Annotated in this window: 21 protein-coding genes and 2 tRNA genes; 6 read left to right on the top strand and 17 right to left on the bottom strand. The window is 69.4% G+C overall.

Annotated features, from left to right (window positions below; all coding sequences use genetic code 11):
- Positions 1–11 precede the first annotated feature (11 nt).
- Positions 12–884 carry an alginate biosynthesis protein AlgP gene (locus tag LZP97_RS20620; RefSeq protein WP_230831590.1) on the top strand — a complete coding sequence of 291 codons (873 nt, stop codon included), beginning with the start codon at positions 12–14 and terminating at the stop codon, positions 882–884.
- 12 nt (positions 885–896) lie between these two features.
- Here the strand turns inward: LZP97_RS20620 and LZP97_RS20615 are convergent, their stop codons facing one another.
- Positions 897–1,064 (bottom strand): hypothetical protein, encoded by a 168-nt coding sequence (locus LZP97_RS20615; RefSeq protein ID WP_172603563.1) that lies wholly within the window; start codon positions 1,062–1,064, stop codon positions 897–899.
- A gap of 237 nt (positions 1,065–1,301) precedes the next feature.
- Here LZP97_RS20615 and LZP97_RS20610 point away from each other — a divergent pair, with 237 nt between their 5' ends.
- A complete protein-coding gene (locus tag LZP97_RS20610) occupies positions 1,302–3,245 on the top strand; it encodes an acyl-CoA dehydrogenase family protein (RefSeq protein ID WP_040273126.1) in 1,944 nt (647 codons plus the stop codon).
- Between the two features lie 92 nt (positions 3,246–3,337).
- Here LZP97_RS20610 and LZP97_RS20605 read toward each other — a convergent pair whose 3' ends face one another.
- Positions 3,338–4,630, bottom strand: a complete 1,293-nt coding sequence (locus LZP97_RS20605; protein ID WP_152692998.1) for a lipase family protein — start codon at positions 4,628–4,630, stop codon at positions 3,338–3,340.
- A 180-nt stretch (positions 4,631–4,810) separates the two neighbouring features.
- Between LZP97_RS20605 and LZP97_RS20600 the strand changes: the two genes are divergently transcribed.
- Together LZP97_RS20600 and LZP97_RS20595 are read left to right on the top strand one after the other, a co-directional pair.
- On the top strand, positions 4,811–5,491 hold the full coding sequence (locus tag LZP97_RS20600) for a hypothetical protein (RefSeq protein ID WP_010595463.1): 681 nt from the start codon (positions 4,811–4,813) through the stop codon (positions 5,489–5,491).
- Positions 5,492–5,696: 205 nt separating this feature from the next.
- Complete coding sequence (locus tag LZP97_RS20595) at positions 5,697–6,878, top strand: hypothetical protein (protein WP_010595462.1); 1,182 nt, start codon at positions 5,697–5,699, stop codon at positions 6,876–6,878.
- A 9-nt stretch (positions 6,879–6,887) separates the two neighbouring features.
- Here the strand turns inward: LZP97_RS20595 and LZP97_RS20590 are convergent, their stop codons facing one another.
- The 4 genes from LZP97_RS20590 to LZP97_RS20575 all read right to left on the bottom strand — a co-directional run bounded on the left by LZP97_RS20590 (position 6,888) and on the right by LZP97_RS20575 (position 10,261).
- The gene (locus LZP97_RS20590; protein ID WP_010595461.1) at positions 6,888–7,847 is read right to left on the bottom strand and encodes a R2-like ligand-binding oxidase; all 960 of its coding nucleotides are present in this window, start codon (positions 7,845–7,847) and stop codon (positions 6,888–6,890) included.
- A gap of 147 nt (positions 7,848–7,994) precedes the next feature.
- Entirely contained in the window at positions 7,995–9,179 is a 1,185-nt protein-coding gene (locus tag LZP97_RS20585) for a Dyp-type peroxidase (protein WP_040273121.1), read from the bottom strand.
- The gene (locus tag LZP97_RS20580; protein WP_010595459.1) at positions 9,172–9,681 is read right to left on the bottom strand and encodes a copper chaperone PCu(A)C; all 510 of its coding nucleotides are present in this window, start codon (positions 9,679–9,681) and stop codon (positions 9,172–9,174) included. The genes LZP97_RS20585 and LZP97_RS20580 overlap by 8 nt, the downstream gene beginning before the upstream one ends.
- Before the next feature lie 79 nt (positions 9,682–9,760).
- A complete protein-coding gene (locus LZP97_RS20575) occupies positions 9,761–10,261 on the bottom strand; it encodes a hypothetical protein (RefSeq protein WP_040273119.1) in 501 nt (166 codons plus the stop codon).
- Between the two features lie 191 nt (positions 10,262–10,452).
- On the opposite strand from LZP97_RS20575, the gene LZP97_RS20570 reads away from it, so the two are divergent.
- Entirely contained in the window at positions 10,453–11,064 is a 612-nt protein-coding gene (locus LZP97_RS20570) for a type 1 glutamine amidotransferase family protein (RefSeq protein ID WP_040273117.1), read from the top strand.
- Positions 11,061–11,513 (top strand): MarR family winged helix-turn-helix transcriptional regulator, encoded by a 453-nt coding sequence (locus tag LZP97_RS20565; RefSeq protein WP_040273115.1) that lies wholly within the window; start codon positions 11,061–11,063, stop codon positions 11,511–11,513. Before LZP97_RS20570 ends, LZP97_RS20565 begins: the two co-directional genes overlap by 4 nt.
- Before the next feature lie 58 nt (positions 11,514–11,571).
- Here LZP97_RS20565 and LZP97_RS20560 read toward each other — a convergent pair.
- The 11 genes from LZP97_RS20560 to gyrB form a co-directional block, all read right to left on the bottom strand.
- Positions 11,572–11,644 (bottom strand) — tRNA-Ala (locus LZP97_RS20560).
- A 138-nt stretch (positions 11,645–11,782) separates the two neighbouring features.
- Positions 11,783–11,856: transfer RNA gene (locus tag LZP97_RS20555), tRNA-Ile, on the bottom strand.
- Between the two features lie 75 nt (positions 11,857–11,931).
- The gene (locus tag LZP97_RS20550) at positions 11,932–13,083 is read right to left on the bottom strand and encodes a DUF3566 domain-containing protein (RefSeq protein WP_082061302.1); all 1,152 of its coding nucleotides are present in this window, start codon (positions 13,081–13,083) and stop codon (positions 11,932–11,934) included.
- Positions 13,084–16,869, bottom strand: a complete 3,786-nt coding sequence (gyrA, locus tag LZP97_RS20545) for an intein-containing DNA gyrase subunit A (RefSeq protein WP_040273113.1) — start codon at positions 16,867–16,869, stop codon at positions 13,084–13,086.
- Positions 16,870–17,019: 150 nt separating this feature from the next.
- Positions 17,020–17,952 carry an MHYT domain-containing protein gene (locus LZP97_RS20540; RefSeq protein WP_017681012.1) on the bottom strand — a complete coding sequence of 311 codons (933 nt, stop codon included), beginning with the start codon at positions 17,950–17,952 and terminating at the stop codon, positions 17,020–17,022.
- A 40-nt stretch (positions 17,953–17,992) separates the two neighbouring features.
- Positions 17,993–18,829, bottom strand: coding sequence for an MHYT domain-containing protein (locus tag LZP97_RS20535; RefSeq protein ID WP_017681013.1), 837 nt, complete (start codon positions 18,827–18,829; stop codon positions 17,993–17,995).
- A complete protein-coding gene (locus LZP97_RS20530; RefSeq protein WP_003936635.1) occupies positions 18,829–19,383 on the bottom strand; it encodes a GTP-binding protein in 555 nt (184 codons plus the stop codon). The genes LZP97_RS20535 and LZP97_RS20530 overlap by 1 nt, the downstream gene beginning before the upstream one ends.
- A gap of 13 nt (positions 19,384–19,396) precedes the next feature.
- Positions 19,397–19,771 carry a DUF742 domain-containing protein gene (locus LZP97_RS20525; RefSeq protein WP_003936636.1) on the bottom strand — a complete coding sequence of 125 codons (375 nt, stop codon included), beginning with the start codon at positions 19,769–19,771 and terminating at the stop codon, positions 19,397–19,399.
- Between the two features lie 13 nt (positions 19,772–19,784).
- A complete protein-coding gene (locus tag LZP97_RS20520) occupies positions 19,785–20,201 on the bottom strand; it encodes a roadblock/LC7 domain-containing protein (protein ID WP_003936637.1) in 417 nt (138 codons plus the stop codon).
- Positions 20,198–23,257: a sensor histidine kinase gene (locus LZP97_RS20515; RefSeq protein ID WP_200903440.1), complete on the bottom strand. Its 3,060-nt coding sequence runs from the start codon at positions 23,255–23,257 to the stop codon at positions 20,198–20,200. Before LZP97_RS20515 ends, LZP97_RS20520 begins: the two co-directional genes overlap by 4 nt.
- A 338-nt stretch (positions 23,258–23,595) precedes the next feature.
- A complete protein-coding gene (gyrB, locus tag LZP97_RS20510; protein WP_010595447.1) occupies positions 23,596–25,629 on the bottom strand; it encodes a DNA topoisomerase (ATP-hydrolyzing) subunit B in 2,034 nt (677 codons plus the stop codon).
- Positions 25,630–25,652 lie beyond the last annotated feature (23 nt).

Genomic DNA, 25,652 nt, shown 5'->3' with positions numbered 1-25,652 from the left:
AAAGTGGGTACATGACGAGTGTGAGCGAGTCCAGAACCAAGAGCGGGTCCGGCACCGGAAGCGAACTCGTGTGCCCCCCGAAGGAATCCAAGGGTGCCGGCGGCTACCTGAAGCTGGCAGGTCAAGGCGCGACGGCCCTGGCGCGGGGGCCGCTTGTCACCGGACTGTTCGTCGCCCGGAAGGGTCTCGACGTCGCCCGGAACATGGCTGGAAACCGGGAGTGCCGCCGCGCACAGGCCGCAGCGACGATCGAGTCCGGTTCCCGAGGCCGGGGCCGCAGGCTCCTGGTGACGGTCGGCGCGCTCGGCGTCGTCGCCGCGGGTGGAGTGGTGTTCTACCGCAGCCGGCTCGGTGATCACCCGCCCGTCGCGCCGGAGCCGCCGCGGATCGAGTCGGTTCCGCCCGTGCCGGTCGCAGCGCCCGAGGCCGTCGCCCCGAAGACCGAAGCACCGAAGACCGAAGCGCCCGCCCCGAAGCCGGCGGAAACACCGAAGACGACGCCCCAGCCGGCTGCGACGCCCGAAGCCGCCGCACCGAAGACCGACGCACCGAAGACCGAAGCGCCGAAGACCGACGCCGCCACACCGAAGCCGGCGTCACCGGCAAAGGCGAAGCCCGAACCGGCCGCGACGCCCGAGGCGGTGGCTCCGAAGCCCACGCCGGCCCCGAAGCCCACGCCGGCGGCCGACACGGCGCCGAAGAGCACAGACGCGGCACCGAAGGGCACGGCCGATGCGGCCCCGACCGGAAAGCATGCGGCCAAGGAGGAACCGGCTCGCAAGCCGGCCCCCGAGCCGAAGAACGCGGCTGCCGGTGGCAAGGGAACCTCCGCGAAGCCGCAGCCGCCGAGTGGTCCTGCCGGGGGACCGAAGAAGCAGGACTGAGGTCCGCCGGGATCACGGGACGGAATCGGATCCGGGGCAGGTCGCGTCGCGCGCGGCCTGCCCTTCTTCGAGCAGTTGTCGTTCGGTGACGCGTAGTTCCAGATCGACGATCCGGCCGGCGACAACGTAGATCAGGACTGTCAGCAGTAGTACGACAGGTACGGACGCAAGGAATTCCATGTCGGCCTCCAGCGGTGGTCCGCGTAGGCGGGAAGGTGGAGGTGCTCGGGTGCGTCGTCGGTGACCACTCCAGCGTACGGACCCGCACGGGGTGCCTGTCGGGACGGCCACCGCGCCGCTCCGTGATCTGTCGCACACCCTCGGGTTACTCGCCGGTACCGATCCGGCGAATATCGTGATGCACGTCACAAAACGGGTGGATACTCGCCGGTAGCAGTCCTATCGGGGAGGCATCACATGGCACAGCAGATACACGCCAGCGAGGAACAGTCGCGCGCTCTCGCAGAGGAGTCCCGCGAGACCAGCTGGCACAAGCCGTCGTTCGCAAAGGAGTTGTTTCTCGGGCGTCTGACCCTCGACCTCATCCATCCGTTCCCGCGGCCCACCCCCGACGAGGAGGCCCGGACCGAAGGGTTCCTGGCAGAGCTTCGCCGCTTCTGCGAGGGTGTGGACGGCAGCCGCATCGAGCGCGAGGCCCGGATTCCTGACGAATACGTCGCCGGATTGGCCGAGCTCGGCTGCTTCGGCATGAAGATCTCCCAGGAGTACGGCGGCCTGGGACTGTCGCAGGTGGCCTACAACCGCGCGCTGATGCTCGTGGCCAGCGCCCACCCGAGCCTCGGCGTCCTGTTGTCGGCGCATCAGTCCATCGGAGTGCCCGAACCCTTGAAGCTGGCCGGGACACCCGAACAGAAGCGCGCTTTCCTCCCGCGGTGTGCGCGGGGGGCGATTTCGGCCTTCCTGCTGACCGAGCCCGACGTGGGTTCCGATCCCGCCCGTCTCGCCTCGACGGCGGTGCCGGTGGAGAACGGCGACGCGTACGAACTCGACGGCGTGAAGCTGTGGACCACCAACGGAGTGGTCGCCGAACTGCTGGTGGTGATGGCGCGGGTGCCGCGCAGCGAGGGCCACCGCGGCGGCATCTCGGCGTTCGTCGTCGAGGCGAACACCCCGGGCATCACCGTCGAACGCCGCAACTCGTTCCTGGGCCTGAAGGGGATCGAGAACGGCCTCACCCGGCTGTACAAGGTGCGGGTGCCGAAGGAGAATCTCATCGGCCGCGAGGGTGACGGCCTGAAGATCGCCCTGACCACCCTCAACGCCGGCCGGCTCGCGATCCCGTCGATGTGCGCCGGTGCCGGCAAGTGGGCGCTCAAGATCGCCCGGGAATGGTCCGGCGCCCGTGTCCAGTGGGGTCGCCCGGTGGGTCGGCACGATGCGATTGCCGGCAAGATCGGATACATCGCGGCCACCACGTTCGCCCTCGAAGCCGTGGTGGAACTGACCGGCCAGATGTGCGACGAGGACCGCAACGACATCCGCATCGAGGCGGCTCTGGCCAAGCTGTGGTCGAGCGAGGTGGCCTGCGAGATCGCCGACGAGTTGATGCAGATCCGAGGGGGACGCGGCTACGAGACGGCGGCGTCGCTCGCGGCCCGGGGGGAGCGGATGGTGCCCGCCGAGCAGCTCCTGCGGGACCTGCGGATCAACCGGATCTTCGAGGGCTCGAGCGAGATCATGCGGCTCTTCGTCGCCCGCGAAGCCGTGGATGCCCACCTGCGGGTGGCGGGTGAGCTGGCCGATCCGAAAGCCACTCTGGACACGAAGGCCCGGGCCGCCGCCAAGGCGAGTGGCTTCTACGCCAAGTGGCTGCCCCAGTTGGTGGCGGGCAAGGGCCAGCTGCCCACCTCCTACGGCGAATTCGGTCCCGTGGCACACCATCTGCGCTACGTGGAGCGGTGTTCGCGCAAGCTCGCTCGGTCCACGTTCTACGGCATGGCCCGGTGGCAGGGTGGTCTGGAGAAGCGGCAGAATTTCCTGGGGCGGCTCGTCGACATCGGCGCGGAACTGTTCGCCATGTCGGCAAGTTGCGTACGGGCGCAGATGTACCACACCGACGGTCACCCCGAGACGGATGCGGCCTACGAACTCGCCGACGTCTTCTGCCTCCAGGCGAAGCTCCGCGTGGACTCGCTGTTCGCCGCGTTGTGGACGCACACCGACGATGCCGACCGGCAGCTCACGGCCGACGTCCTCGACGGCCGCTACACCTGGCTGGAAAAGGGCGTGATCGATCCCAGCGAGGGCACGGGCCCGTGGATCGCCGAATGGTCGCCCGGGCCGTCGGTGGAGCAGAACCTCGCCCGCAGATTCCTCGGCGCCGACCATCCGGTGGTGTGAACGGGCCGCCGGCCGCGCGCGCCCTGGTCAGCCGCGACAGCAATCGCTGTCGCGGCTGACCGTCCTGTCCGCGGATCCCACGCGGCCGTCGGTCAGAAGGCGCCGCAGTTGGACGGTGCGGGCCGCCCGGCGAACCGGTCGTTCAGGTAGGCGACCGCTTCGGGCATGCCCGCGACCAGCGGCAGCGCGTGATTGACGGCCAGGCCCGGCAGGATCGGCGGGGTGGTGTTCGTGGAGAACTGGACAGTGGCGCCGAGGGCGCACCAGTCCGTCGCGAGCCGGTGACCCTGGCCGTAGGGCACGATGTCGTCCATCGTTCCGTGCTGCACGAGTACCGGCACCGACGGCTGCAGGCGTCCGATCCGCTGCGCGGCGATGGCTTCCTTCGCCTCCGGCAACCGGTCGACGACCACGCTCAGCGGCTCGCCCGTGCGGGTGTAGTCGTTCGTGCGCTGGAAGCCGTAGCGGAAGATCGTCTCCGGGGCGCACTGGTTCGCCACCGACTGCAGCATCTCGCGTCCCCGGTCGTTGATCTCGGCGTCGATGAGATCCCGGAGCTCGGGGTAGGCCTCGCCCAGGCCGTTGATCGTGTAGCCGATCACGCCGGTCAGTGCCGTTCCGTCGACCTGGTTCAGCGTGGCCTCGAGGTCCGCGGGCGGCGCACCGGCATAGACGCCCACCAGGTTCAACTCGGGTGCGTAGGTCGGCTGCAGTTCGGCGGCCGCCGACACGGCACCCCCGCCCTGGGAGTACCCCCACAGGCCGACCGGCCCGTCGGGGGTGACGGACGCGGCGGGCAGGCTCTGGGCCGCCCGGACCGCATCGAGCACCGCGTGCGCCTCCGCGAGGCGGTTGACGTAGGTGTGGTGGCCCGGCGTCCCGAGACCGTCGTAGTCGGTGACGACGACGGCGATGCCCTGCAGCAGCATGGTGTTGATCGACAGCAGTTCGTACTCGGTGAACAGGTCGAGCGGCGGGGTGTAGGACACGAGCGAGTTCAGCTGCTTGGACGGCGCACACTGGTCGCCCTGGCCCTGGGTGCCCGGCGCGATCGCGACGAGCGGCCGCGGACCGGGACCGTTCCAGGGCAGCGACGGCTCGAGGTAGGTGCCGCCGACGGCGTTGGGGTCGCCGTTCGCATCGTGGCTGCGGTAGAGCAGCCGGGTGCCCTGTGCCGGGAACACGCCCTGCGGCGTCGGGACGCGGACGGCGAGGTCGGACGGTCCGCTGCGGAGTACGGCGCCGGAGGCGCCGGCCAGGTCGAGCGGAGGATCGTAGAAGTTCGCGTCCGCGCCCGCCGTCGCCGGCGCCGCGAGCATCGTTCCCGTCAGCGCCGCGGCCGTCGCCGCGGCGCCGACCCATCGTCGGGCGCGCCCCATCCCCATCCCCATCCCCACGGTCCCTTCACAGGTCGATGTCCGTGTGTCGGACGACACAAGCGGTACGCACTGTAACAGCTAACTTGCCGGCGCGTAAGTGCGCATTTCGCATCTTGTGACCCGCACACGAGGTCGCGATCCGTCGTTTGTGCCCCCGCATCGCCGCTGGTCGGAGACAATCCGGGCATGACCGCGGAGCGCAGCGAACCGCACCTGCACCGGCTGACCACCCCGCACGCCGCCGCCGCCGTCGGGATCGTGTTCGCGGTCCTGTTCACGACGAGCATCGTCCTGATCCGTCAGGCGATCCCGGCGGACCCCTTCGGCACGACCGAGTGGCTGGACGCCGGCCGCTCACGGCTCACCGTCGCACTGATGCTGTCCCAGTTCGCCTGCATCGCGTTCCTGTGGTTCATCGGTGCGCTCCGGCACCGGCTGGGCGACCTCGAGGACCAGTTCTTCTCGACGGTCTTCGTCGGCAGCGGCCTGTTGTTCCTGGCGCTCATCCTCGTCACGATGGCCAGTGCCGGCGGTCTGCTCCTGGCGGACCAGGCGGCGGCCGTCCCTGCCCAGGAGTCGGCCGCCTTCGCGCACGCGCTGATCCTGCAGATCAGCAACGTCTACTCGATCCGGATGGCCGCGGTCTTCATGATCTCGCTGGCCACCATCTGGATGCGCACCGGGCTGATGCCCCGATGGCTGGTCGCCCCCACCTACCTACTCGCTCTCGTCCTGCTGTTCGCGGTGACCGAGGCGCTGTGGCTCACCCTGGTCTTCCCGGCCTGGGTGGCCGTGATCAGCCTGTTCCTGCTGACCCACGCCCGGCAGGCGTTCCCGCCCCGGCGGACGATCCGGCCGAGAACCTGACAGGTGCCACCCCCGCCGGATGCGAGAGTATCCGTCCGCAACTGCCGCAGCCTCGAGACCCTGGGTGCGCACGGGCGGTGCTGATCTCACGCGCGAATCCTAGTGGTCCCTGCAAGATCCCGCGCGATGCTACGGCGCGGCTTCCCCGGCCGTAGCCGAGTCGGTAGCAAGATGTACGCCGATCGTTGTCTACAGGAGGTTTGACATGGCTGTGGGAGTCGGTCTCCGGATCGGGAGCGTGGTGTCCACCGCGGTCCTCGCTTCCAACGACCCCGGCAGTCCCGATCCTGTCGTCATAGCCCGGGACACCGTCCTGCACATCGACTCCGACGGCACCACCGTCCTCGGCGGCGCCCCGCATCCGGCCGGCGAGGCCCGCTACCTGTCGGGATTCCTCGGCCGGGTCGGCGATCCCGCCGGCGTCACCGCCAGCGACGGACGCATCTACCGGGCCGAGGACTCGATGGCCACGGCAATCGCCTGCCTGCTGCACGAATGCCCCCCGCTGCCACCGGACAGCGGACCCGACGGCGGCCTGCCGAGCGTCACCGCCACCTACCCGTCACGGTGGGACCAGTCCACCGTGGCCGCACTGCGGGCCGCGCTCGACTATGCGGACCTGCGGCACATCGCCCTCGTGTCGGACGCCGAGGCGGCCGCGACGTGGTACGCCTCGGAGATCTCGGAGACCCCGGGACAGCTCGTCGGCATCTTCCACGTCGACGACGGCGGCTCGACCGTCAACCTCGTGCGTTCCGGCGTCTCGGCCGGCAAGGCGTTCCGGTTCGCCGCCAAGAGCGCCCCGTCCCCCGCGGCCCAGCTGGCCACCGCCCTCGGCGCCTTCGGCTGGCTTTCGCACAATCTGGACGCCGTCGTGGTGATGGGCGACGGGTTCGTCGCGCGCGACCGCTCGCACGTGCAGTCCATCGCGGACAGCCTCGCCGCGAAACTCGGGGTACGCACCCTCGTCGGACCCGGTCCCGAGCAGACCGCCGCCCTCGGGGCCGCCATCCTCGCGGCCGGCTTCACACCCGCACGCGTGGTCAAGGCGCGGATCGGACTGCCCCCGTCGTACGACGTCACCGATGTTCTCACCGGTGGCATTCCGCGCATCCGTGAACTCGAGGCGGCCGAGCGTGCCCGGGCCGAAGCGGCGGCCGAACGAGACAGGGCAGCGGGCGCACCCGCGAGCCCCGCACCCGTTCCCGCGACGACCGGCGCCGACCACCGATCCGGCGACGCGCGGCCCGAGGACGGCGACGCCGACGACACCGCCGGCGCGACGCTCACCTCCACCGCGACGCCGCCGAGCCGCAACTACTCGGCGATCGGAGCCGTGGTCGCGGTGATCCTGTTGCTGGCCTTCGCGGCCGTCGCGCTGCTCTGACCGCCCGGTTCAGTTCTCCGCGAGGCTGGTCAGCACCGCGGCATCCTCCGCACCGAACTTGTCCTCGAGGACCTCGGGGCTGTAGTCGAGATCGATCTCCTCGACGGGCCGGCCCCGGGCGGATTCGATGGCCCCGAGCCGTCGCTGGGCGCGGTCGGCGGCGTAGGAGACGAACTCGTCGGGATCGAGACCGAAGGGCTGTTCTTCGAACTGGTCGTTGACCCACTGGATCATGCCGAGCGCGAGCGGCAGCAACTCCCCCATGCGCTGCTGCACGACATCCCAGTTCGAGTCGTCGGCGGCGACGTGGCGGCGGCACGTGAAGGTTCCCCATGCCATGTGCCGGCGTTCGTCGTCGCCGATCCGGCGCACGAGTTCCTGCATCCCGGGCAGGATCCCGCGTTTCGTGCACACCTTCTGCCAGGCGTAGTACCCGGTGAGGGCGAGGCTGCCCTCGATGACGTGGTTGTAGGTGACGCTGGCGCGGACCTGGCTGGCGGGGCTCGGATCGGTCTCGAGGACACGCAACGAGTGGGGCAGTTCCTCGTAGAACAGCTGCCGGTAGTAGGGGTTGTCCGCGACGTAGGGGTGCAGGTCCGCGGTCAGGCCCACCGCGTCCATCCACAGCCGGAAGACCTGGGTGTGCTTGGCCTCCTCGAAGCAGAACTGGGTCAGGTACATCTCGTCGCCGAGACGGCCCTCGGCGGCCATCGCCCGCAGGAACGGCTGGATGTCCTGGGTGACGGCTTCCTCACCGGCCACGAACTGTGCGACGAGATAGGTGGCGCTGCGGTGCTGCTCGCTGTTGAGCTCGTTCCAGTCGGCGGCGTCGCGGCTGAAGTCCAGATCGAGCGGATCCCAGAACTTCGCGTTGCCCTTCGCGAACAGCCGCAGCGGGAAGGCGTCCCAGTGCAGTCCCCCCGCGCGCAGGGTTCCGAAGCCCTGACGTTCCGGCAGTGCTGTAGTCATGAGCGTGCCGCCTTTCCTCGACCCGGATGGACGCGTGTCCTGACGGTAGCGCCATTTCGGCCGGGTGTGACGGGAACCATACAAACTGTAGGTACGGCGGTGCCCCGGCCGGGATCCCACGCGGATCCCGGCCGGGAGCAGGCTCCGTCAGCCCTCGAACAGGGTGTCACCCGGGTATCCCCCGGGACCGAATCCGGGTGGGACGGCGAACACCGCCGACCCGACCGGGGTGATCCACGGGTTCAGCGCGTCGTGCTCGGCGAGCCGCTGTTGCACCGGGACGAACTGCGCGTCCACGTCGGCCTGGTACGCCGCGAACAACAGTCCGGCGCCGTCCGGGTCGTCGTAGTTGTAGCCGCGTCGCAGGAACTGCTCGTTCGCGTTCCGGGGCCGCGCCCGGGCGACGTGCGATTCCGGAGGGATCACCGGAATGCCGTGGACGTCGGTGGCGGCGAAGTCCGGATCGTCGTGCTCCCGGCTGCCGGTCAGCGGCGCCCCGGCGGCCAGGTCCCGGCCCACCGCGAGCTCCCGGGCGGGCCGGTCGAGCTCGTCCCACGTGTCGAGTTCCATGCGGATTCGCCGCAACACCAGGGACGTGCCCCCGGCCAGCCAGGCCGGGGCGCCGGGATTCCACACCTGCCGGTCGAAGTCCGTGCTTCCCGCGGCCGGGTTGACGGTGCCGTCGACCTGACCCATCAGGTTGCGCATCGTGGTCCCGGTGGGCTTGGTGCCCACCGCGTTGCGGAATCCGCGCTGGATCCAGCGCACCGTGGCCAGCGATCGCACGCTCTTGGCGAGCGTGCGAGTCGCATGCGAGACGGTGACCGGGTCGTCGGCACATACCTGCAGCAGGAGGTCACCGCCCGACCAGCGCTCCTCGAGGCGATCGATCGAGAACGCCGGCAGCGGCCGCAGCCACTCCGGCCGCTGCGCCTCGAGACCGGCCGCGTCGAACACGGCAGGGCCGAATCCGACCGTCACGGTCAGCCGCGCGGGATCGAGGGCGAGTTCGGGCTCGGTGTCGCCGAGGGCGGGACTGCCCCCGGCCAGCCGGCGACCGTCCTCGGCCCACACCTTCATGATCCCGACCAGCGCGCGACGGTCGAGTCCCGGACGCAGATCCAGCGCGACGAAGGCGGCGAAGGCCTGCGGGTCGGTGTCGATGCCGGCCTGGTGCACGCCGTGGAAGGCGACCGTGCGCCCACCGGTGGGCTCGGGCTCCCGCGTGGCGGCGTACCCGAGACCCGTCCCGACTCCGGCCGCGCCGATGCCGGCGGCGCCCAGGACGGCGGCGCCGCCACCGAGGAGACGCCGCCGGCTCAGCTCAGCCACCGTGGTTCGCCCCCGCGCCGGCGCTCGGCTGGTAGTTCTCCTGCGCGCCGGAGAAGTCGCGGACCTGTGCGGTGAACTCGGTCGTCGAGCCGTCCTCGAAGGTCAGCTCGAAGGTCACTTCGGTACCGGGCAGGACCGGCTCGACGAGGTCCATCAGCATCAGATGGTCGTTGCCGGGGGCGAGCGAATGGGTGCTGTGGGCGGGAATGACCAGTCCGTCCGCCTTCTCGCGCATCACCATGGCGCCGCCGTCGCCGGCCGCCATCTCGTGGATCTCGGTCCGGGCCGAACTGGGGCTGGCAGCGGAGACGATGTGGATGTCGGTGTCGCCGGTGTTCTCGAGTTCGGCGAATGCACCGGTCATGCCGGATTCGGCGGCCTTCGCCCACGCCGAGGAGACGGTGAGCGAGTCCGCGGACGCGGCGGCGGGCTCGTCGGACGAGCATCCGGCGGCGAGCAGGGTCGCGGCCGCGGCGGCAGCGAGGAACAGGGTCTTCTTCATGGGGATTCTCCGTTATCGGTCCGAGGGCGCACGGGTGCGCGCGGTCACCGCGGGGCGCGGTGACCGAGAGGGGTCGGGTTCAGACCGTGACGGGAGGGCCGCGAGTGCCGAGACCGGCGGCGACGAGCAGTCCCCGGCGGAGCCGGGGACGGTGGACGACGGGCGTCCACGCGGGGACGGCGACGGGCGCCGGCGCGAACGACATGGGGACGACGCGGACGAGGGCGGCCAGCCCGACCCGGCAACCGTGTTCGGCACCGTGGACGAGTAGCGCCGCGACGACGATTGCCCCGGCGTGCGCGGCGAGCATGCCCGGACCGGGGACGTGGACGTGCCCCGCATCGAGGGAGAGGGCGCCGTGACCGACCACCTGACCGGCGGCGAGCACGCCGACGATCGGCACGCGAGTGCCCGCGGCGAGCAGGCCCACCGTCATGGCGGCCGCGAGCAGCAGGACCGCCGGCGCCTGCCCCGGGACGGAACCGCCGGCGAGGGCATGGGCGGCGATGCTCACCGCACCCGACATGCCGCCGACGAAGGCACCGCGCACGCGCGCGACGACTTCGTTCTCGGCAGACATGCAGCCAGGATACGCGCCCGTTACTACGGGGAGTAGTAACAACGCTCACAAGGGGGCGCCCGCCAGGGAGTCCGACCCGACCCGCGGAGAGCCCGGCGGTGCACGCGGTGCGTGGCTCGTCGTTTCACGTGAAACCAGCCGGCGCACAGTCGCCTATTGACAATATGCTGTCATATTGACAGCATATTGTCATGACTGAGACCGTGCATGTGGCCGTGTACAACACCTTCGCCGATTGGGAGGTCGGCCACGCGATCGCCCATATCAACAAGCCTCTCTGGCACAAACACCCCGGCCGGTACACCGTCGCCACGGTCGGCACCACGCTCGAACCCGTCACCACCATGGGCGGAATCCGCATCCTTCCCGACACCACCCTGGACGAGGTGCGGCCCGACAACAGCGCGATGCTCGTCCTGGCGGGCAACGACATCTGGAACACCGAGCAGTTCACCCCCTTCGCCGACCGGGCGCGTGAGTTCCTCGAGGCCGGGGTTCCGGTGGCCGCGATCTGCGGGGCCACGGGCGGGCTCGCCCTCGCCGGCCTGCTCGACGACCGCGCGCACACGAGCAACGCCGCCGAGTTCCTGGCCGGGCTGGGGTACGCCGGCGGCGACCTCTACCGCGACGAACCGGCCGTCACCGATCGGAATCTGATCACCGCGAGCGCCACCGCCCCCGTCGAGTTCGCCCGCGCGATCCTCGAACGCCTGGAGGTGTTCGAACCGCACGTCCTCGAATCCTGGTTCAAGCTCTACGGCCGACGCGACCCCGCCGGCTTCTACGAACTCATGGCCGGATGAGCGAGCGCCCGGAACAGGAACTGCTCAGCGGCCTCGCCCTGACGTCGTTCCGGCTCAACGGTCAGTTCCTCGAGGTGGCCGAGACGCTGGCACGTCCGTCCGGTCTCACGGCGGCGTGGTGGCAGGTCCTCGGTGCCGTGCTGCACGATCCCCTGCCGGTCGCCGGCATCGCCCGGGCGATGGGGATCACCCGTCAGAGCGTGCAGCGGATCGCCGACCTGCTGGTCGAGCGCAGCCTCGCCGAGTACCTGCCCAACCCCGCCCATCGGCGCGCCAAGCTCGTCACGCCGACCCCCGCGGGCCGTGCGGCGGTGACCGGGATCGATCCGGCGCACGCCGCCTTCGCCCGGCGCCTGGCCGATGCCGTGGGCGAGGAAGGTCTGGCCGCCACGCTCACCGCGATGCGGCAGCTCTCGGCGGTCCTCGACGAACTCACCGAGCAGGTGTGAGCACAGACGACGGCAGGCCCGGACATCGGTGCTGTCCGGGCCTGCCGTCGAATCGTTGTGGAGCCTAGGAGATTCGAACTCCTGACATCTGCCTTGCAAAGGCAGCGCTCTACCAACTGAGCTAAGGCCCCGTCTGCCGCCTCAGCGGGCGGTGACCTCGTGCCATTCGTCCTCGCTCCGCAACATCCGGGCGAGTCCGACGGTCACCAGCACCACGGTTCCCACAAGGAGAAGAACCTTCATGCTCGCTGCCCTTTCGGCACGGGGAGTGGGCCTAGGAGGACTTGAACCTCCGACCTCTTCGTTATCAGCGAAGCGCTCTAACCGCCTGAGCTATAGGCCCTCGAACCGAGTTGGAACACTACCCCACCGAGCCGGGAAGTCCAAAATCGGCTCGGTGGGGACTCGTTTCCCCAGCTCAGTCCGGGTCCGCGAGGGTCACCTGCACGCCGCCGACGAGGTCGGTGCACAGGTTGTAGATGAAGGCCCCCAGAGTGGCCAGGGCCGTGAACAGGATCGTGTTGACCAGCCCGATCACCGTCGCGTACCCGAAGACCTGACCGGCGGTGATGAGGCCACCGCCACCGGTGTCGGACACCATGTCCGTGAACGCGCTGTTGAGCCGTTCCCACACGCCCATGCCTTCGAGCACGCCGTACAGCAGGCCGACGGCGACCATCCACACGAAGAACAACGAGACGGAGATCACCGAGGAGATCTTCAGCATCGACCACGGATCGATGCGGCGCACCTGCACCGTCGCACGCAACGGCTCGCCCGCGACCGGAGCAGCCGTCGCGACCGGAGCAGCCGGTTGCGCGGCCGCCGGCTCTTCGACCGGCGCGGACGGCAGCGGATGCTTGACCGTGGACAGATCCGGCAGATCCTTCGCCAGGTCCTTGCGTTCGATGTGCCGCGTCGGACCGTCGATGACGGCGGCCTTCGTCTTGGCCGCCGATCGGTCCGCGCCAGCCGTGGGCGCGTTCATCGAGGCGGCCGCGGTGCCGGTGACGACCGGCCGGGTCGGGGGCGTCGCGGCGCCGGGCCGATTCCCGGCCGGATTTCCGCCGGAACGAGCCGCCGGCTGCTTCGTCGGGCCCGGCTGCTGTCCGCCCGGCTTCTGCCCGCCCGGCTTCTGTCCGCCCTGCTGCGCCGATCCGGCCGGATCCGCCCCGGGGCGCGCAGCGGACTTGTCACCGGGCGTCTCGCTCGGGGTGGGCACCGCGGGACGTCCGGTCGAGGACGGTGCCTGACCCGGACGGGCCAGGTTCGTCTGCGGCACGTTCTGCGGGGTCTCCTGCTGGTTCCCGCGCTGCCACGGAGGGGTGGGAGGCCCGCCCGGACGTTGCTGCCCGGGACGCGACGTCCCGCCCTCCGCCATCGGGGGCTTGGCCGTGCCGTCCGCCGGCGCGCCCGGGTTCGCTCCCGCCCCGGGGTTCCGGGCGGCACCGCCCGACGGCGTCGCTCCGCCGGCCGGCTTCCCGGGCACCTCTCGTCCGTTCTGACCCTTCGGCGGCTGCGCGGGCGGCGGACCCTGCTCGGCGCCGTTCGGTCCCTGGGGAGTGCTCACTTACGACTCCTTCGCTTCGAGTGCGGCGCTCTCCTCGGGCTCGTCGGCGTTGCGTGCGATCGCCAGCAACGTGTCCCCCTCCCCCAGGTTCATCAACCGCACACCCTTCGTCTGTCGGCCGGCCTTGCGCACCTGCTTCGCGGGGGTCCGGATGACGCCACCGCCCGAGGTGATCGCGTACAACTCGTCGTCGTCGTCCACGATGAGCGCTCCGACCAGAGTGCCACGCTTGCGGTCGTACTGAATGGTCAGCACGCCCTTGCCGCCGCGTCCCTGCGCCATGTAATCCTCGATCGGGGTGCGCTTGGCGTATCCACCGGACGTCGCGACCAGCAGGTACGTGCCCTCACGGACCACGTTGAGCGAGAGCAGGGCGTCGTCCTCGTTGAACCGCATGCCCTGGACGCCCGAGGTCGCCCGGCCCATCGGCCGCAGCACCTCGTCGCTCGCCACGAAACGGATCGACTGTCCCTTGGCGGAGACCAGCAGCAGATCGTCGTCCGACGAGCACAGCACCGCACCGACCAGTTCGTCGTCGCCGCGCAGGTTGATCGCGACGATGCCGCCGGACCGGTTGGAGTCGAAGTCCGACAGTCGCGACTTCTTGACCAGGCCGTTGCGGGTCGCGAGCACCAGGTAGGGGGCGTCCTCGTAGGACTTGAGCCGGATGACGCCCTGGATCCGCTCGTCCGGCTGGAAGGCCAGCAGGTTGGCCACGTGCTGGCCGCGCGCGGTGCGGTTGGCTTCCGGCAGCTCGTAGGCCTTCGCCCGGTACACCCGGCCCTTGGTGGTGAAGAACAGCAGCCAGTCGTGCGTGGACGTCACGAAGAAGTGCTTGACGATGTCGTCCTGCTTGAGATCGGCGCCCTTGACGCCCTTGCCGCCACGCTTCTGGGACCGGTACAGGTCGGTCTTGGTGCGCTTGGCGTAGCCGGTCTCGGTGATGGTGACGACGACGTCCTCGCGGGCGATGAGGTCCTCGTCGGAGACGTCCCCGTCGGCCGCGACGATGCGGGTGCGACGGTCGTCGCCGTACTTGTCGACGATCTCCTTCAGCTCGTCCCGCACGATCGCGCGCTGACGCTCGGGCTTGGCGAGGATGTCCTTGAGGTTGTCGATCTCGAGCTCGATCTCGGCGAGTTCGTCGACGATCTTCTGCCGTTCCAGGGCCGCGAGACGACGCAGCTGCATCGCCAGGATCGCGTCGGCCTGGATCTCGTCGACGTCGAGCAGTCCGATGAGGCCGGCGCGTGCGTCCTCCACCGTCGCCGAGGCGCGGATCAGCGCGATGACGTCGTCGAGCGCGTCGAGCGCCTTCACGAGACCGCGCAGGATGTGGGCCCGTTCCTCCGCCTTGCGCAGCAGGTACCGGGTCCGCCGGACGATGACCTCGATCTGGTGGGTGACGTACAACCGGATCATCTGGTCGAGCCGCAGGGTGCGCGGCACGCCGTCGACGATCGAGAGCATGTTGCAGCCGAAGCCGGTCTGGAGCTGCGTGTGCTTGTAGAGGTTGTTCAGGACGACCTTCGCGACGGCGTCCCGGCGGACGGTCACGACGATGCGCATGCCCGCACGGTCCGACGACTCGTCGTGGATGTCGGAGATGCCGGCAATCTTGCCGTCCCGGACCTGCTCGGCGATCGAGGTGATCAGATTGTCCGGGTTGACCTGGTACGGCAGTTCGGTGATGACGATCGAGGTCTTGCCCCGGGCGTCCTCCTCGATCTCCACGACACCGCGCATCCGCACCGACCCGCGGCCGGTGGTGTATGCGTCCTTGATGCCCTGGCCGCCGACGATCAGGCCCGCGGTCGGGAAGTCCGGGCCCTTGATGCGCTCCATGACGGCGGCCAGGGTGGCTTCCTCGTCGGCCTCGAAGTTCTCGAGCGCCCAGTAGATCGCGTCGGCCACCTCACGGAGGTTGTGCGGCGGGATGTTGGTGGCCATGCCGACCGCGATACCGCCCGAACCGTTGATCAACAGGTTGGGGATACGGCTGGGGAGAACCACCGGCTCGAGCGTGCGCCCGTCGTAGTTCGGTTGGAAATCGACTGTCTCGTGGTCGATTTCGCGCAGCATCTCCATCGCGAGCGGGGTGAGCCGGCACTCGGTGTTGTGGCTGACGAATCCGTTGGTGACGAACGCGTGATCGTCGGTGTCGACCCGCAGGCTGTAGACCGGCTCCACGTCGCCCTCGGCGACGAAGGCCACCTCGGCGTAGTAGAACCGGCCGTCGGTCAGCTCCTCGGCGATGGCTCGGGCATCGGGTTCCGTGATGTGCGACGCGATCTCGTCACCACGGTGCTCCCAACGTTCGATCCGATCGACGTTGTGCCGCCGGAGCCAGTTGACGTTCGCCGGATCCGTCGCGCCGTGCGTACGGAGGAACGCCGCGAGACCGGGGACGTAGTCCGTGCTCATGGAGCGTGCCGCCGCCGCGGGGCTGCTCGACTCCGCCGCGGCAAGGACCTGCTCGAGCTTGCGCTGCTTGCAGCCGACGAAGCCGATACGTTCGGCGAACAGGCGGGCGTCACGCCGATTGGTGACGGCGACCTTGTATTCACCGGTCGCGTGCCGATACCGGCGGCTGACGACACCGAACTCCAACAGCAGCTGCTGCACGTCCTTCGCCAGTTGCAGGCTCCGCGTGGAGTACGACACCTGCACCGTGTTGCGTGGTAGCGACGAGCACGATCCGTCGCCCTCGAACAGGGCACCGAGGAAGATGCGCTTGAGTGCTGTCGGCGACTCCCAGATGAAGTCGGGAACGCTCTTGCGGTCGCTGCGCTGACCGATCACACCCGCCAGCACGCTGCGCCGCAGCATCGTCAGGTCCTGGACGTCGAGCTCGTGCAGTGTCGAACCCGACTTGATCACCCGGCTGTAGACGTAGCGCCGGCCGCCGACGACCCGATCGAACGCATCCACGACGCGATCGAAGAAGTCCCGGTCGAGGTTGTTGAACCCGGCGCGGTTCTCCGAGACGAAGCCCTCACTGACGAACGCACCGAGCAGCAGTGCGGCAGCCGCCTCGTACTCGTTGTGCCTGCCGTGCTCCTCGGCGGAGGGAACACGCTGCAACACCACCCGGTCACCGCTGCGGATCTCGTCCAGCAGCTTCCACAGCAGGGTGGGAACACCCGCCACATCCACCAGGCAGAGCACCGGGTGATTGGCAGTTCCGCGCATCTCGTAGCCCTCGACCGTGCTGAGGGTGTATGTGCGATGGGTGCCCGAGTGGAACAGCATCTCGGCCATCACCGGGTTGCCGTGACGATCGAGAACCTTCAGGTCGATCTCGTTGTCGCTGTCGGGCTCGACGCCGGGCAGGATCTCCGAGATGCGGATGCTCTGGCCGTGGGGCATTCGCACGAGCGTGTCGCCCGGCACGCAGTACCGCATCGCGGCTGCGCCGTCGTTACCGCGGGACCCGAAGTTGCCCTGGCCGTCGACGAGCGGGTAGCGCATCGACCACGGCTGCGCGAGCCGCACGAGTGTGTCGTAGATCGAGGCGTCGCCGTGCGGGTGGTAGTTGCCCATCGTCTCGGCGACGGCACGTGCCGACTTCACGTAGCCGCGGTCCGGGCGGAACCCGTTGTCGTACATTGCGTACAGGACGCGGCGGTGCACCGGCTTGAGACCGTCCCGCACATCGGGCAGGGCGCGGCCCACGATCACGCTCATCGCGTAATCGATGTAGCTGCTCTGCATCTCCTGCTGGATGTCGACGGGCTCGATGCGGTCGTGCCCCGGCCCCTCCGGCGGCAACGTGGTGTCGGTCATGAGCTCCTTCTTCTACTCGGCTCGAACGCCGCGGACTTCCGTCCGGCGCGCGTCTCGCAACCACCCGAGTCTATAGGTGCAGGTCAGCTCGCACACCGACCGATGCGGCGATTCCGCTCGGCCGGTCCGTCCCGGCGTCCGAAATTTCCTTCACGAGCGCCCCGGAACGGAGGCGTCGTCGTCGGTGGCCCAGCGGGCGAACTCCTCCTCGAGTGCCATGTCACCCCGGCTGGGGGCGAGCAGCAGCGCGGCGATCGGCACGGCGAGAACGGCGATGCCGAGCACGAAGGAGGGGAACAGCAGTGCGGTGACGGTCCGGCCCGACGGCAGCGGGACGGTCGGATCGACCTCGACGCGCACGCCGGCCATGCCGGTGTAGTGCAGTGCGACGACCGCGCAGCCCATGAGCAGGGCGGCCGGGACGCGGAGCACCCATCGATCCGCGGTCTGCGCGAGCCACAGGGCGACCGTGGCCGCGACGACACCGATGGCCACCGAGGCGACGACGAAGCTCGGGTCGTGCTCGAGCGAGCCCTGGATCCGGATGGCCCACATGCCGCTGTAGTGCATGAGGCTGACCGCGAGTCCCATCCCGAGGCCGCCGACGAGCAGGCGGGCGAAGGACGGCACGCGGTTCACCCACGCGGCGCGGGAGCTGACGAGCCAGAGCCCGAACCAGGTGGCGGCCACCGACAGCGCGACGGAGAAGACGGTCGGCCCCAGGGCGTACCGAACTGCGGTACCGGGAATGTCGAAGCCCATCATCCCGATGAAGTGCATGAGCCAGACGGCCACACCGCCCACCGACAGGGCGGCCATGGCCATCCAGCGGCGATGGCCGCGGTCGGTGGGCGCGGTCAGCGACTGACGGGCGCAGGAGAGACCGACGAACGATCCGACGACGGAGGTGGCATAGGCGAGGAAGAACACCCACATCCCCATGGAGAAGTGGTGCATTTCGTGGGACATCGTGACCTTCCGAGCACGGCGCGCGAAGCGGTCCGTGCTCGTGGTGGCGCGCCTCACCGAATCGATACGGGCTGCGACTCCGCCCCCCTCGACAGCGATCGGAGCGTATCGCATCGATGTAATTCGGGAGGGTCCCGGTCCCGCCCCCGTCCGATCAGGCGAGCGGACTGCGCGGGTCGACCGGACGGTGTTCCCGGGCCCACGCCTCGGCCTCGGCCTCGAGGGCCGCCGCCACCCGATCGGGAGCCATGAGCAACGCCATGATCGGCACCGTCAGGATCAGCATGCCGAGCACGAACACCGGGAAGAGCACCGCGAACACCTCGACGCCCGACGGCGCCGCCGTCGACGGATCCACCGTCACCCGCACCCCCGCCATCGCGAGGAAGTGCACGCCGATCACCGCCGCGCCGGCGACGATGCTGCCGACGATCCGCATCCACCGGCGGTCGGCGACCGTCACCAGCCACAGGATCATCACCGCGGTGAGCCACGCCGCTACGACGGAGGCCGCCACATAGGTCGTGTCGTATGCGACGGTGCCCTGCAGTTCCATCGCCCACATGATCGAGTAGTGCACGCCGGCGATCCCGGCACCGAGGACCAGCGATCCGCCCAGCAGCCGTACCGTCGCGGCACCGCGCGACGGCCGGACACGGCGTGACACCCGCTTCGGCTGCACGACCACCATGGCGACGAACGCGGACACCAGCGCCACCGCCATCGAGAAGACGATGCCGGGCAGGTCGTATCGAATGATGCTGCCGTCCACCGTGAAACCGGCCATCGGCAGGAAGTGCGCCAGCCACACCCCGACGCCACCGGTCGAGAGCGCAGCCCGCATCAGCCAGTACAACCGTGACCGTTCGGAACCGGCCGTCAACGACTTGCGGGCACTGGCCAGCCCCACGAGCAACCCGATCGCCGCCGTCACGTACGCCAGGACGAGCACCCACGTGCCCATGCCGAACAAGTGCACGTGTGTGTCCATCAGGGCGCTACCGGCTGGTGCAGCTTGCGCAGCGCGTACTCGGTCACCGTCACGAGTGCCGACTTGGCGGACTCGCGATCGCGCGCGTCGATCGAGACGATCGGCACGTCCGCCGACACCGCGAGGGCCTGACGAATGTCCTCGGTCGGGTAGCGCGGGGCGTCGTCGAACTCGTTGATCGCGACGATGAACGGCAGGTTCCGGGCCTCGAAGAAGTCGACCGCCGCGAAGCTCTCGTCCAGACGCCGGGTGTCGATGAGCACGATGGCCCCGATCGCACCTCGGATCAGGTCGTCCCACATGAACCAGAACCGGTGCTGACCCGGCGTGCCGAACAGGTACAGCACGAGATCCTCGGCGAGGCTGATCCGGCCGAAGTCCATCGCGACGGTCGTGGTGGCCTTCTGCGGTGTCGCGCTCAGGTTGTCGACGCCGTCGCTGGCGTTGGTGACCAACGCTTCCGTGCGCAGCGGAACGATCTCCGAGACCGCCCCCACCAACGTGGTCTTGCCGACGCCGAAGCCCCCGGCGATCACGATCTTCGTCGAGGTCACCCGCTTCGGGGAGTTAGAGTTCGCGAAGTCCACTGAGGACCCTTTCAATCAGCTCACGACGCTCCGCGTCGCTCGAATCGTCTTTCAGGGTGGCCAGGATCCGTACATGCCCGGCTTCGACGAGATCCGCCACGAGTACGCGCGCCACCCCGATCGGCACACCCACCCGCGCCGCGATCTCGGCGACCGACGGGGACTCCCTGCACAACGCCACGATCGTGGCGTTGATGTTGTCCAGGTCCCGGGCACGGTCGTCCGTGCCCGGGAGGACCTGGATCAGTGCCTCCAACGCCAGCTCGACCGCGGGGCTGGTCCGCCCCGAGGTCAGTGAGTACGGCCGGACCAGACTGGGCTGGGCCGGCGGCGACTCCGCCTTGCGTTCTTCCATGGCCACCTCGACGTCAGGACCCCAGACCGATGCGCGGAGTGGCCTCGACCGATGCCCCCACACGATCGACCAGGAGTGCCATCTCGTAACCGACCTGCCCGATGTCGCACTCCGAGGCGGTCAGCGCCGCCAGGTGCGAGCCGTCGCCCACGCTCATCAGCAGCAGGTAGCCGTGCTGCATCTCGACGACGGACTGGAGCACTCCGCCGCCCTCGAAGAGCTGGGACACGCCGTTGGACAGGCTGGCGAGTCCGGACGTGACGGCAGCGAGCTGCTCGGCACGGTCGACGGGCAGGTGTGCGCTGGCCGCCATCAGGAGGCCGTCCGCGGACACGAGCACGGCGTGGGAGACGCCGGGAACCTCGCGCGCGAAGTTCGACACCAACCAGTCCAGAGGACGAGTCACGTCGGATCCATGGTCAATGTTCATCGAACTCCCTGTTCGTCGGTCTGGGTGGACGCGTGCGCGGAGGCCCGCCCGTTGCGAACCCCTTGCTGGTGACGGCTCAGGTTGGCCCGGATGGCCTCCGGGTCGCGCCGCCGGACAGCCGGCACGGATCCGGTCGCCGGCGAGGCGACCGCACCGGGCACCAGCCTATGACCGGGTGCACGCCGCGGGAGACCCGCGGTGGTGAGTTGCTCCACCGGAGCCTGCGCAGCCTCCTGGGCGGCCCTCCACCCGGCATCCGCCCGTGAGTTCCACTCCGGACGGCGGTCCTCGGGCTGACTCGTCGGATCGACGAGCCAGCTCGACATCATGTCGGCGAAGATCGGCGTGCCGGCACCGGGATGCGGACGCAAGGTGTCGACATCGGGACGCGGCTGGAAGAACGACGCCGTCTTGGCCGGGTTCGTCCGGTACCGATGCCGGGAGGCGCGACCCGGTTGTCCGTCGGCCGCTTCGTCCCGAGCTGCGGACGGTTCGGAATTGCGTTGCGCAAGCGCGGATTCCGATGCGGCCGGCGGTATCGGCAGACCGGGGGTGCTCCCCGGCCGGCGCTGCGGCAGACCGTTGCCCGGCGCACCGTTGCCCGGCGCACCGTTGTTCGGCGCACCGCTGCCCGGTGCACCGTTGTTCGGTGCGGCCGCCGGCTGGGGCGAGATACCCGGCGTGGCGCCCGGCCGGCGCTGCGGCAGACCACTACCCGGAGACCGGGGCGCCGCCGGGGCGGGAGCAGGAGCGGACGAGACCGTCTCCGTGCGACGCGACGGCAGGACCGGTGTCGGACCGGGTTGACGCCGGGGCAGGTCGGCCAGCGGCGTGGGCTGGCGCTCCGGTGCGGCACCGGGCTGACGCTGCGGCAGACCGGGAGTGGAGCCGGGCCGGCGCTGCGGCAGCCCCGGAGTGGCACCGGGCTGACGCTGTGGCAGACCTGCGGCCGACTCCGCGGCGACGGGTGCCGCCTGTCGCTGCGGCAGTGCGGATGCCGGCTCCCGCTGCGGCAGTGCGGATGCCGGCTCCCGCTGCGGCAGTGCCGATGCCGGCTCCCGCTGCGGCAGTGCCGATGCCGGCGCAGGAGCGCGTTCCGGCGCGGCCGGGACTGTGACATCGCGGGGTGGCCGCGGCGCGAGGGTCTCGGCCGGACGGCCGTCCTCCCCCGTGCGCGGCTGCGGCCCGGTCTGCGACAGGGCGAGCGGCGAGACGAGGAGCACGTCGGGAATGTGGACGCTGGCGGTGATGCCCGGGTTGCGCGCGGTGTCGAACGTCGGGCGCAGCCGCACGGTGAGGCCGTGTCGGGCCGCGAGGCGCGAGACCACGAACAGACCCATGTGACGGGCGGTGTCGGGACCGACCTCGCCGCCGAGAGCGAGACGCTCGTTGATCGCGTCGAGTTCCTCGGCCGGGATACCGATACCGCGGTCGGCGATCTCGACGAGCAGACCACCGTCGACGGCGCGCGCGAAGCTGAACGTCACGGTGCTGTCCGGCGGCGACGCCCGCAGCGAGTTGTCGACGAGCTCGGCGAGCAGATGCACGATGTCCGTGGCGACTGTACCGCTGAGGGCGCCTTCGGGCGTCGAGCCGATCTGGACCCGCTGGTAGTCCTCGACCTCGGACATCGCGGCACGGAGGATGTCACCGAGCTGCACGGGTGCGGAATGACCGCGCCGCATCCGGGTTCCGGAGAGAATCAGCAGGTTGTCGCCGTTACGGCGCATGCGCGCCGCCAGGTGGTCGAGCCGGAACAGGCTCTCGAGCCGGGCCGGATCCTTCTCCTCGTACTCGAGCCGTTCGATGAGGCCGAGCTGCTGCTCGACGAGCGACTTGCTGCGCCGGGCGAGGGTTTCGAACATGTCGTTGATCTGCAGGCGGAGGTGGGCCTGCTCGCCGGCGAGGCGCAGAGCCTGCCCGTGCATGTCGTCGACGGCGCGGGCGAGCTGGCCGATCTCCTCGGTCGTGTGCACCGGGACCCGGGTGAACTCGATGTCCTCGACGTTGTCGCCCACCTTGATGCGGTCGATCGCGTCGGGGAGTTCCTGCCGGGCGACCTTGAGCGCGCCGTAACGCAGGCGCCGGATCGGGCCGACGAGCGACCGCGACACCAGGAGCGCCAGGACCAGGGCGGCGAGCAGGGCGCCGAGCACGATCGCGGTGTCACGCAGAGCGGCGGAGCGGGTGTCGGAGGCGCGGGTGAGAACGGTGCTGCTGATCGCGTCGGATGCTTCGTCGATGAGGGTGCCGTAGACCTCGACACTCTCCAGCAGCGACGCACGCAGGTTCAGGATGGGCAGGGGGCCGGCGCCCGCGGCGTCGATCATCGCGGTGCGCTCGGCGACGCCGCTGCGCAGCTCCTGGATCTGCGCATCGGACGCCGGGTACGACCGGGCGAGCGTCTCGAGCATGGCCAGCTCGGATCCGGACGCGGACACCAGCGTGGTACCGGGCTGGTCGGGGTCCCGCAGGATCGCCACGATGCCCATCACCTGGTCGAAGAGGTAACGCTGGGACGCCCAGGCATCGACGAGGCGGGTGCCCTCGGCGAGCACGGACGGATCCTCGATCGGCTCGACGATGGCTTCGACGATGCGGATCAGATCCTTACGGATGGTGTTGGTCTGCTCGTTGAGCTCGGGAAGCGGGATGTCCCCGGCCGCGATGCGGTCTCGCAACGACTCGGCGGCGGCCACCGTGCGGGTGAGGTCCGCGGCGATGACCGGATCCAGCTCCGGATTCCGGGACACCGCCCGGACGCGTTCGAGCGTCGCGTCGAGATTCTCGATCTCGTTCGTGACGCCGGTCCCGGCAGCCAGCGTCGCGGAGGCGGTACCGAAGGCGGTACCGAAATCGACGAGGTCGGGCACGACGGCCACCTGGTCGGCAGCGGACGAGAAGTGGACCGCGTTGGAGAGCTCCTGCTGCACGCGCAGTCCGCCCAGGACCATGGCCACGGTCACGGGAACGGCGAGAACGGCGGTCACCTTCCAGCGAAGGCCCCACCCTTCGATGTTCCACCACCGCTGCCGAGGTGGCGATTCGTCACTCATCTTTCCAGCTCACTTTCCACCCGGTTTCCGCCGCCGACCCACACCCGCGCCACACCGCTCGGCGTCGAGGAGGTGCGTCTGCGGGTGGAGTGGTCGGAAGAGACGTTCCTGAGTGCACGCACCATATCCGCCCGAGTGCGGATCACGAAAGGAGCACGATCACTCCCCGAACCGGCGGCAGTCGTGTCTCGAAGCGGTCGACGCGCCGAAAACTCTACCGACCAGTAACATTCGCGGCCCCGGAACGGGCGGCCGACGCGCCGAAGGGCGGCGAAAGCGTTCGTGTGAACCTCGTCACACCACCGCTTTCGCCGCCCTTCCGCGCCCGCGAGACCCGGTCAGACGTCCAGGAAGCGGACGTCCTTCGCGTTACGGGTGATGAAACTGCGACGTGCCTCCACGTCCTCACCCATCAGCACGCTGAACAGTTCGTCGGCGGCCGCCGCGTCGTCGAGCGTGACCTGACGGAGCACGCGCACGCTCGGGTCCATGGTGGTCTCCCACAGTTCCTTGGCATTCATCTCGCCGAGGCCCTTGTACCGCTGGATGCCGTCGTCCTTGTTGATCTTCTTGCCGGACGCGAGGCCACGCTCGAGCAGGCCGTCGCGCTCCCGGTCGGAGTACGCGAACTCCGGCTCGGAACGCTGCCACTTGAGCTTGTACAGCGGGGGCTGCGCCAGGTAGACGTGCCCGTGCTCGACCAGCGGGCGCATGAATCGGAACAGCAGCGTCAGCAGCAGGGTCGCGATGTGCTGGCCGTCCACGTCGGCATCGGCCATCAACACGATCTTGTGATAGCGCAACTTCGAGATGTCGAACTCGTCGTGGATACCGGTACCGAAGGCGGTGATGATCGCCTGGACCTCGTTGTTCTTGAGGACCCTGTCGATGCGCGCCTTCTCGACGTTGATGATCTTGCCGCGCAGCGGCAGGATCGCCTGATACATCGAATCGCGGCCCGACTTGGCGGAGCCGCCGGCCGAGTCGCCCTCGACGATGTAGATCTCGGACTTGCTCGGATCGTTGGAGCGGCAGTCCGCCAGCTTGCCGGGCAGGCCCCCGAGATCGGTGGCGGACTTGCGCCGGACCAGCTCGCGGGCCTTACGAGCGGCGACGCGGGCCTGGGCGGACGAGACTGCCTTCGTCACAATGGTCTTCGCGTCGGCCGGGTTGGCCTCGAGCCAGTGCGACAAGTGCTCGTTGCAGGCCTTCTGCACGAACGACTTGACCTCGGTATTGCCGAGCTTGGTCTTGGTCTGACCCTCGAACTGCGGTTCGCCGACCTTGACCGAGATGATAGCGGCCAGACCCTCACGGATGTCGTCGCCGGTGAGGTTCGGATCCTTGTCCTTGAGGAGCTTCTTGTCCTTCGCGTACTTGTTGACCACCGAGGTCAGCGCCGCACGGAAGCCCTCCTCGTGGGTGCCGCCCTCGTGGGTGTTGATCGTGTTGGCGAAGGTGTGGACCGACTCGGAGTAGCCCGAGTTCCACTGCATAGCGACCTCGAGTTCGTGGCCGGTGCCCTTCGCGGTGAAACCGACGACCGAGTTGTGGATCGGCTGCTTGGTGCGGTTGATGTGCCGCACATAGTCCTCGAGGCCGCCCGGGTAGTGATAGACGCGGACCTTGACCTTGTGCTGCTGCTCGATCTCGGCCTGTTCCTGCTCCTCGGCCTTCTTCGGTGCCTCGGCGAGCTCGCTGACGACCTCGTCCGTGACCTCCTCCGGCGCGACACGCTCATCGGTCAGCGTGATCGTCAGGCCCTTGTTGAGGAAGGCCATCTCCTGCAGTCGCCGCGCGACCGTCTCGAAGTTGTAGGTCGTGGTTTCGAAGATGTCCGGGTCCGCCCAGAACCGGACGGTGGTGCCGGTGGCCCGGGTGGGCTCACCCTTGACCAGCGTCCCCGGCTTGGAGGACTGGTAGGTCTGCTCCCAGTGGTACCCGTCGCGGTCGATCTCGACCTCGAGTTTGGTGGACAGCGCGTTGACCACCGAGATGCCGACGCCGTGCAGACCGCCGGACACCGCGTAGGCGTCGGAGTCGAACTTGCCGCCCGCGTGCAGCTGCGTCAGCACGACCTCGACGGTCGGGACGCCGGAGGCGTGCATCCCGACGGGGATACCGCGGCCGTCGTCGACGACCTGCACGCCGCCGTCCTCGAGGAGGGTCACCTCGACCTTGGTCGCGTGGCCGGCCATCGCCTCGTCGACCGAGTTGTCGACGACCTCCCAGATCAGGTGGTGCAGACCGCGCTCACCGGTGGATCCGATGTACATGCCGGGGCGCTTGCGCACCGCCTCGAGCCCCTCGAGGACGGTGATGGAGGAAGCACCGTAGTCACTGTTGCTCTTGTTCGACTTCTGGGCAGCCACGAGTTGGTAGCTCTCCTTCTTCC

It is taken from the genome of Rhodococcus sp. DMF-1, from assembly GCF_021441945.1.
Lineage (GTDB): Bacteria > Actinomycetota > Actinomycetes > Mycobacteriales > Mycobacteriaceae > Rhodococcus > Rhodococcus ruber.
Note: the sequence above shows the minus strand (reverse complement) of the source record. Positions and strands in the feature narration are given on the sequence as shown.

Bases quoted from the DNA above. Each gene is read 5' to 3' on its own strand.
- LZP97_RS20620 (WP_230831590.1), top strand. From the start codon at position 12: ATGACGAGTGTGAGCGAGTCCAGAACCAAGAGCGGGTCCGGCACCGGA.
- LZP97_RS20615 (WP_172603563.1), bottom strand. From the start codon at position 1,064: ATGGAATTCCTTGCGTCCGTACCTGTCGTACTACTGCTGACAGTCCTG.
- LZP97_RS20610 (WP_040273126.1), top strand. From the start codon at position 1,302: ATGGCACAGCAGATACACGCCAGCGAGGAACAGTCGCGCGCTCTCGCA.
- LZP97_RS20605 (WP_152692998.1), bottom strand. From the start codon at position 4,630: ATGGGGATGGGGCGCGCCCGACGATGGGTCGGCGCCGCGGCGACGGCC.
- LZP97_RS20600 (WP_010595463.1), top strand. From the start codon at position 4,811: ATGACCGCGGAGCGCAGCGAACCGCACCTGCACCGGCTGACCACCCCG.
- LZP97_RS20595 (WP_010595462.1), top strand. From the start codon at position 5,697: ATGGCTGTGGGAGTCGGTCTCCGGATCGGGAGCGTGGTGTCCACCGCG.
- LZP97_RS20590 (WP_010595461.1), bottom strand. From the start codon at position 7,847: ATGACTACAGCACTGCCGGAACGTCAGGGCTTCGGAACCCTGCGCGCG.
- LZP97_RS20580 (WP_010595459.1), bottom strand. From the start codon at position 9,681: ATGAAGAAGACCCTGTTCCTCGCTGCCGCCGCGGCCGCGACCCTGCTC.
- LZP97_RS20575 (WP_040273119.1), bottom strand. From the start codon at position 10,261: ATGTCTGCCGAGAACGAAGTCGTCGCGCGCGTGCGCGGTGCCTTCGTC.
- LZP97_RS20570 (WP_040273117.1), top strand. From the start codon at position 10,453: ATGACTGAGACCGTGCATGTGGCCGTGTACAACACCTTCGCCGATTGG.
- LZP97_RS20565 (WP_040273115.1), top strand. From the start codon at position 11,061: ATGAGCGAGCGCCCGGAACAGGAACTGCTCAGCGGCCTCGCCCTGACG.
- gyrA (WP_040273113.1), bottom strand. From the start codon at position 16,869: ATGACCGACACCACGTTGCCGCCGGAGGGGCCGGGGCACGACCGCATC.
- LZP97_RS20540 (WP_017681012.1), bottom strand. From the start codon at position 17,952: ATGCGATACGCTCCGATCGCTGTCGAGGGGGGCGGAGTCGCAGCCCGT.
- LZP97_RS20535 (WP_017681013.1), bottom strand. From the start codon at position 18,829: ATGGACACACACGTGCACTTGTTCGGCATGGGCACGTGGGTGCTCGTC.
- LZP97_RS20525 (WP_003936636.1), bottom strand. From the start codon at position 19,771: ATGGAAGAACGCAAGGCGGAGTCGCCGCCGGCCCAGCCCAGTCTGGTC.
- LZP97_RS20520 (WP_003936637.1), bottom strand. From the start codon at position 20,201: ATGAACATTGACCATGGATCCGACGTGACTCGTCCTCTGGACTGGTTG.
- LZP97_RS20515 (WP_200903440.1), bottom strand. From the start codon at position 23,257: ATGAGTGACGAATCGCCACCTCGGCAGCGGTGGTGGAACATCGAAGGG.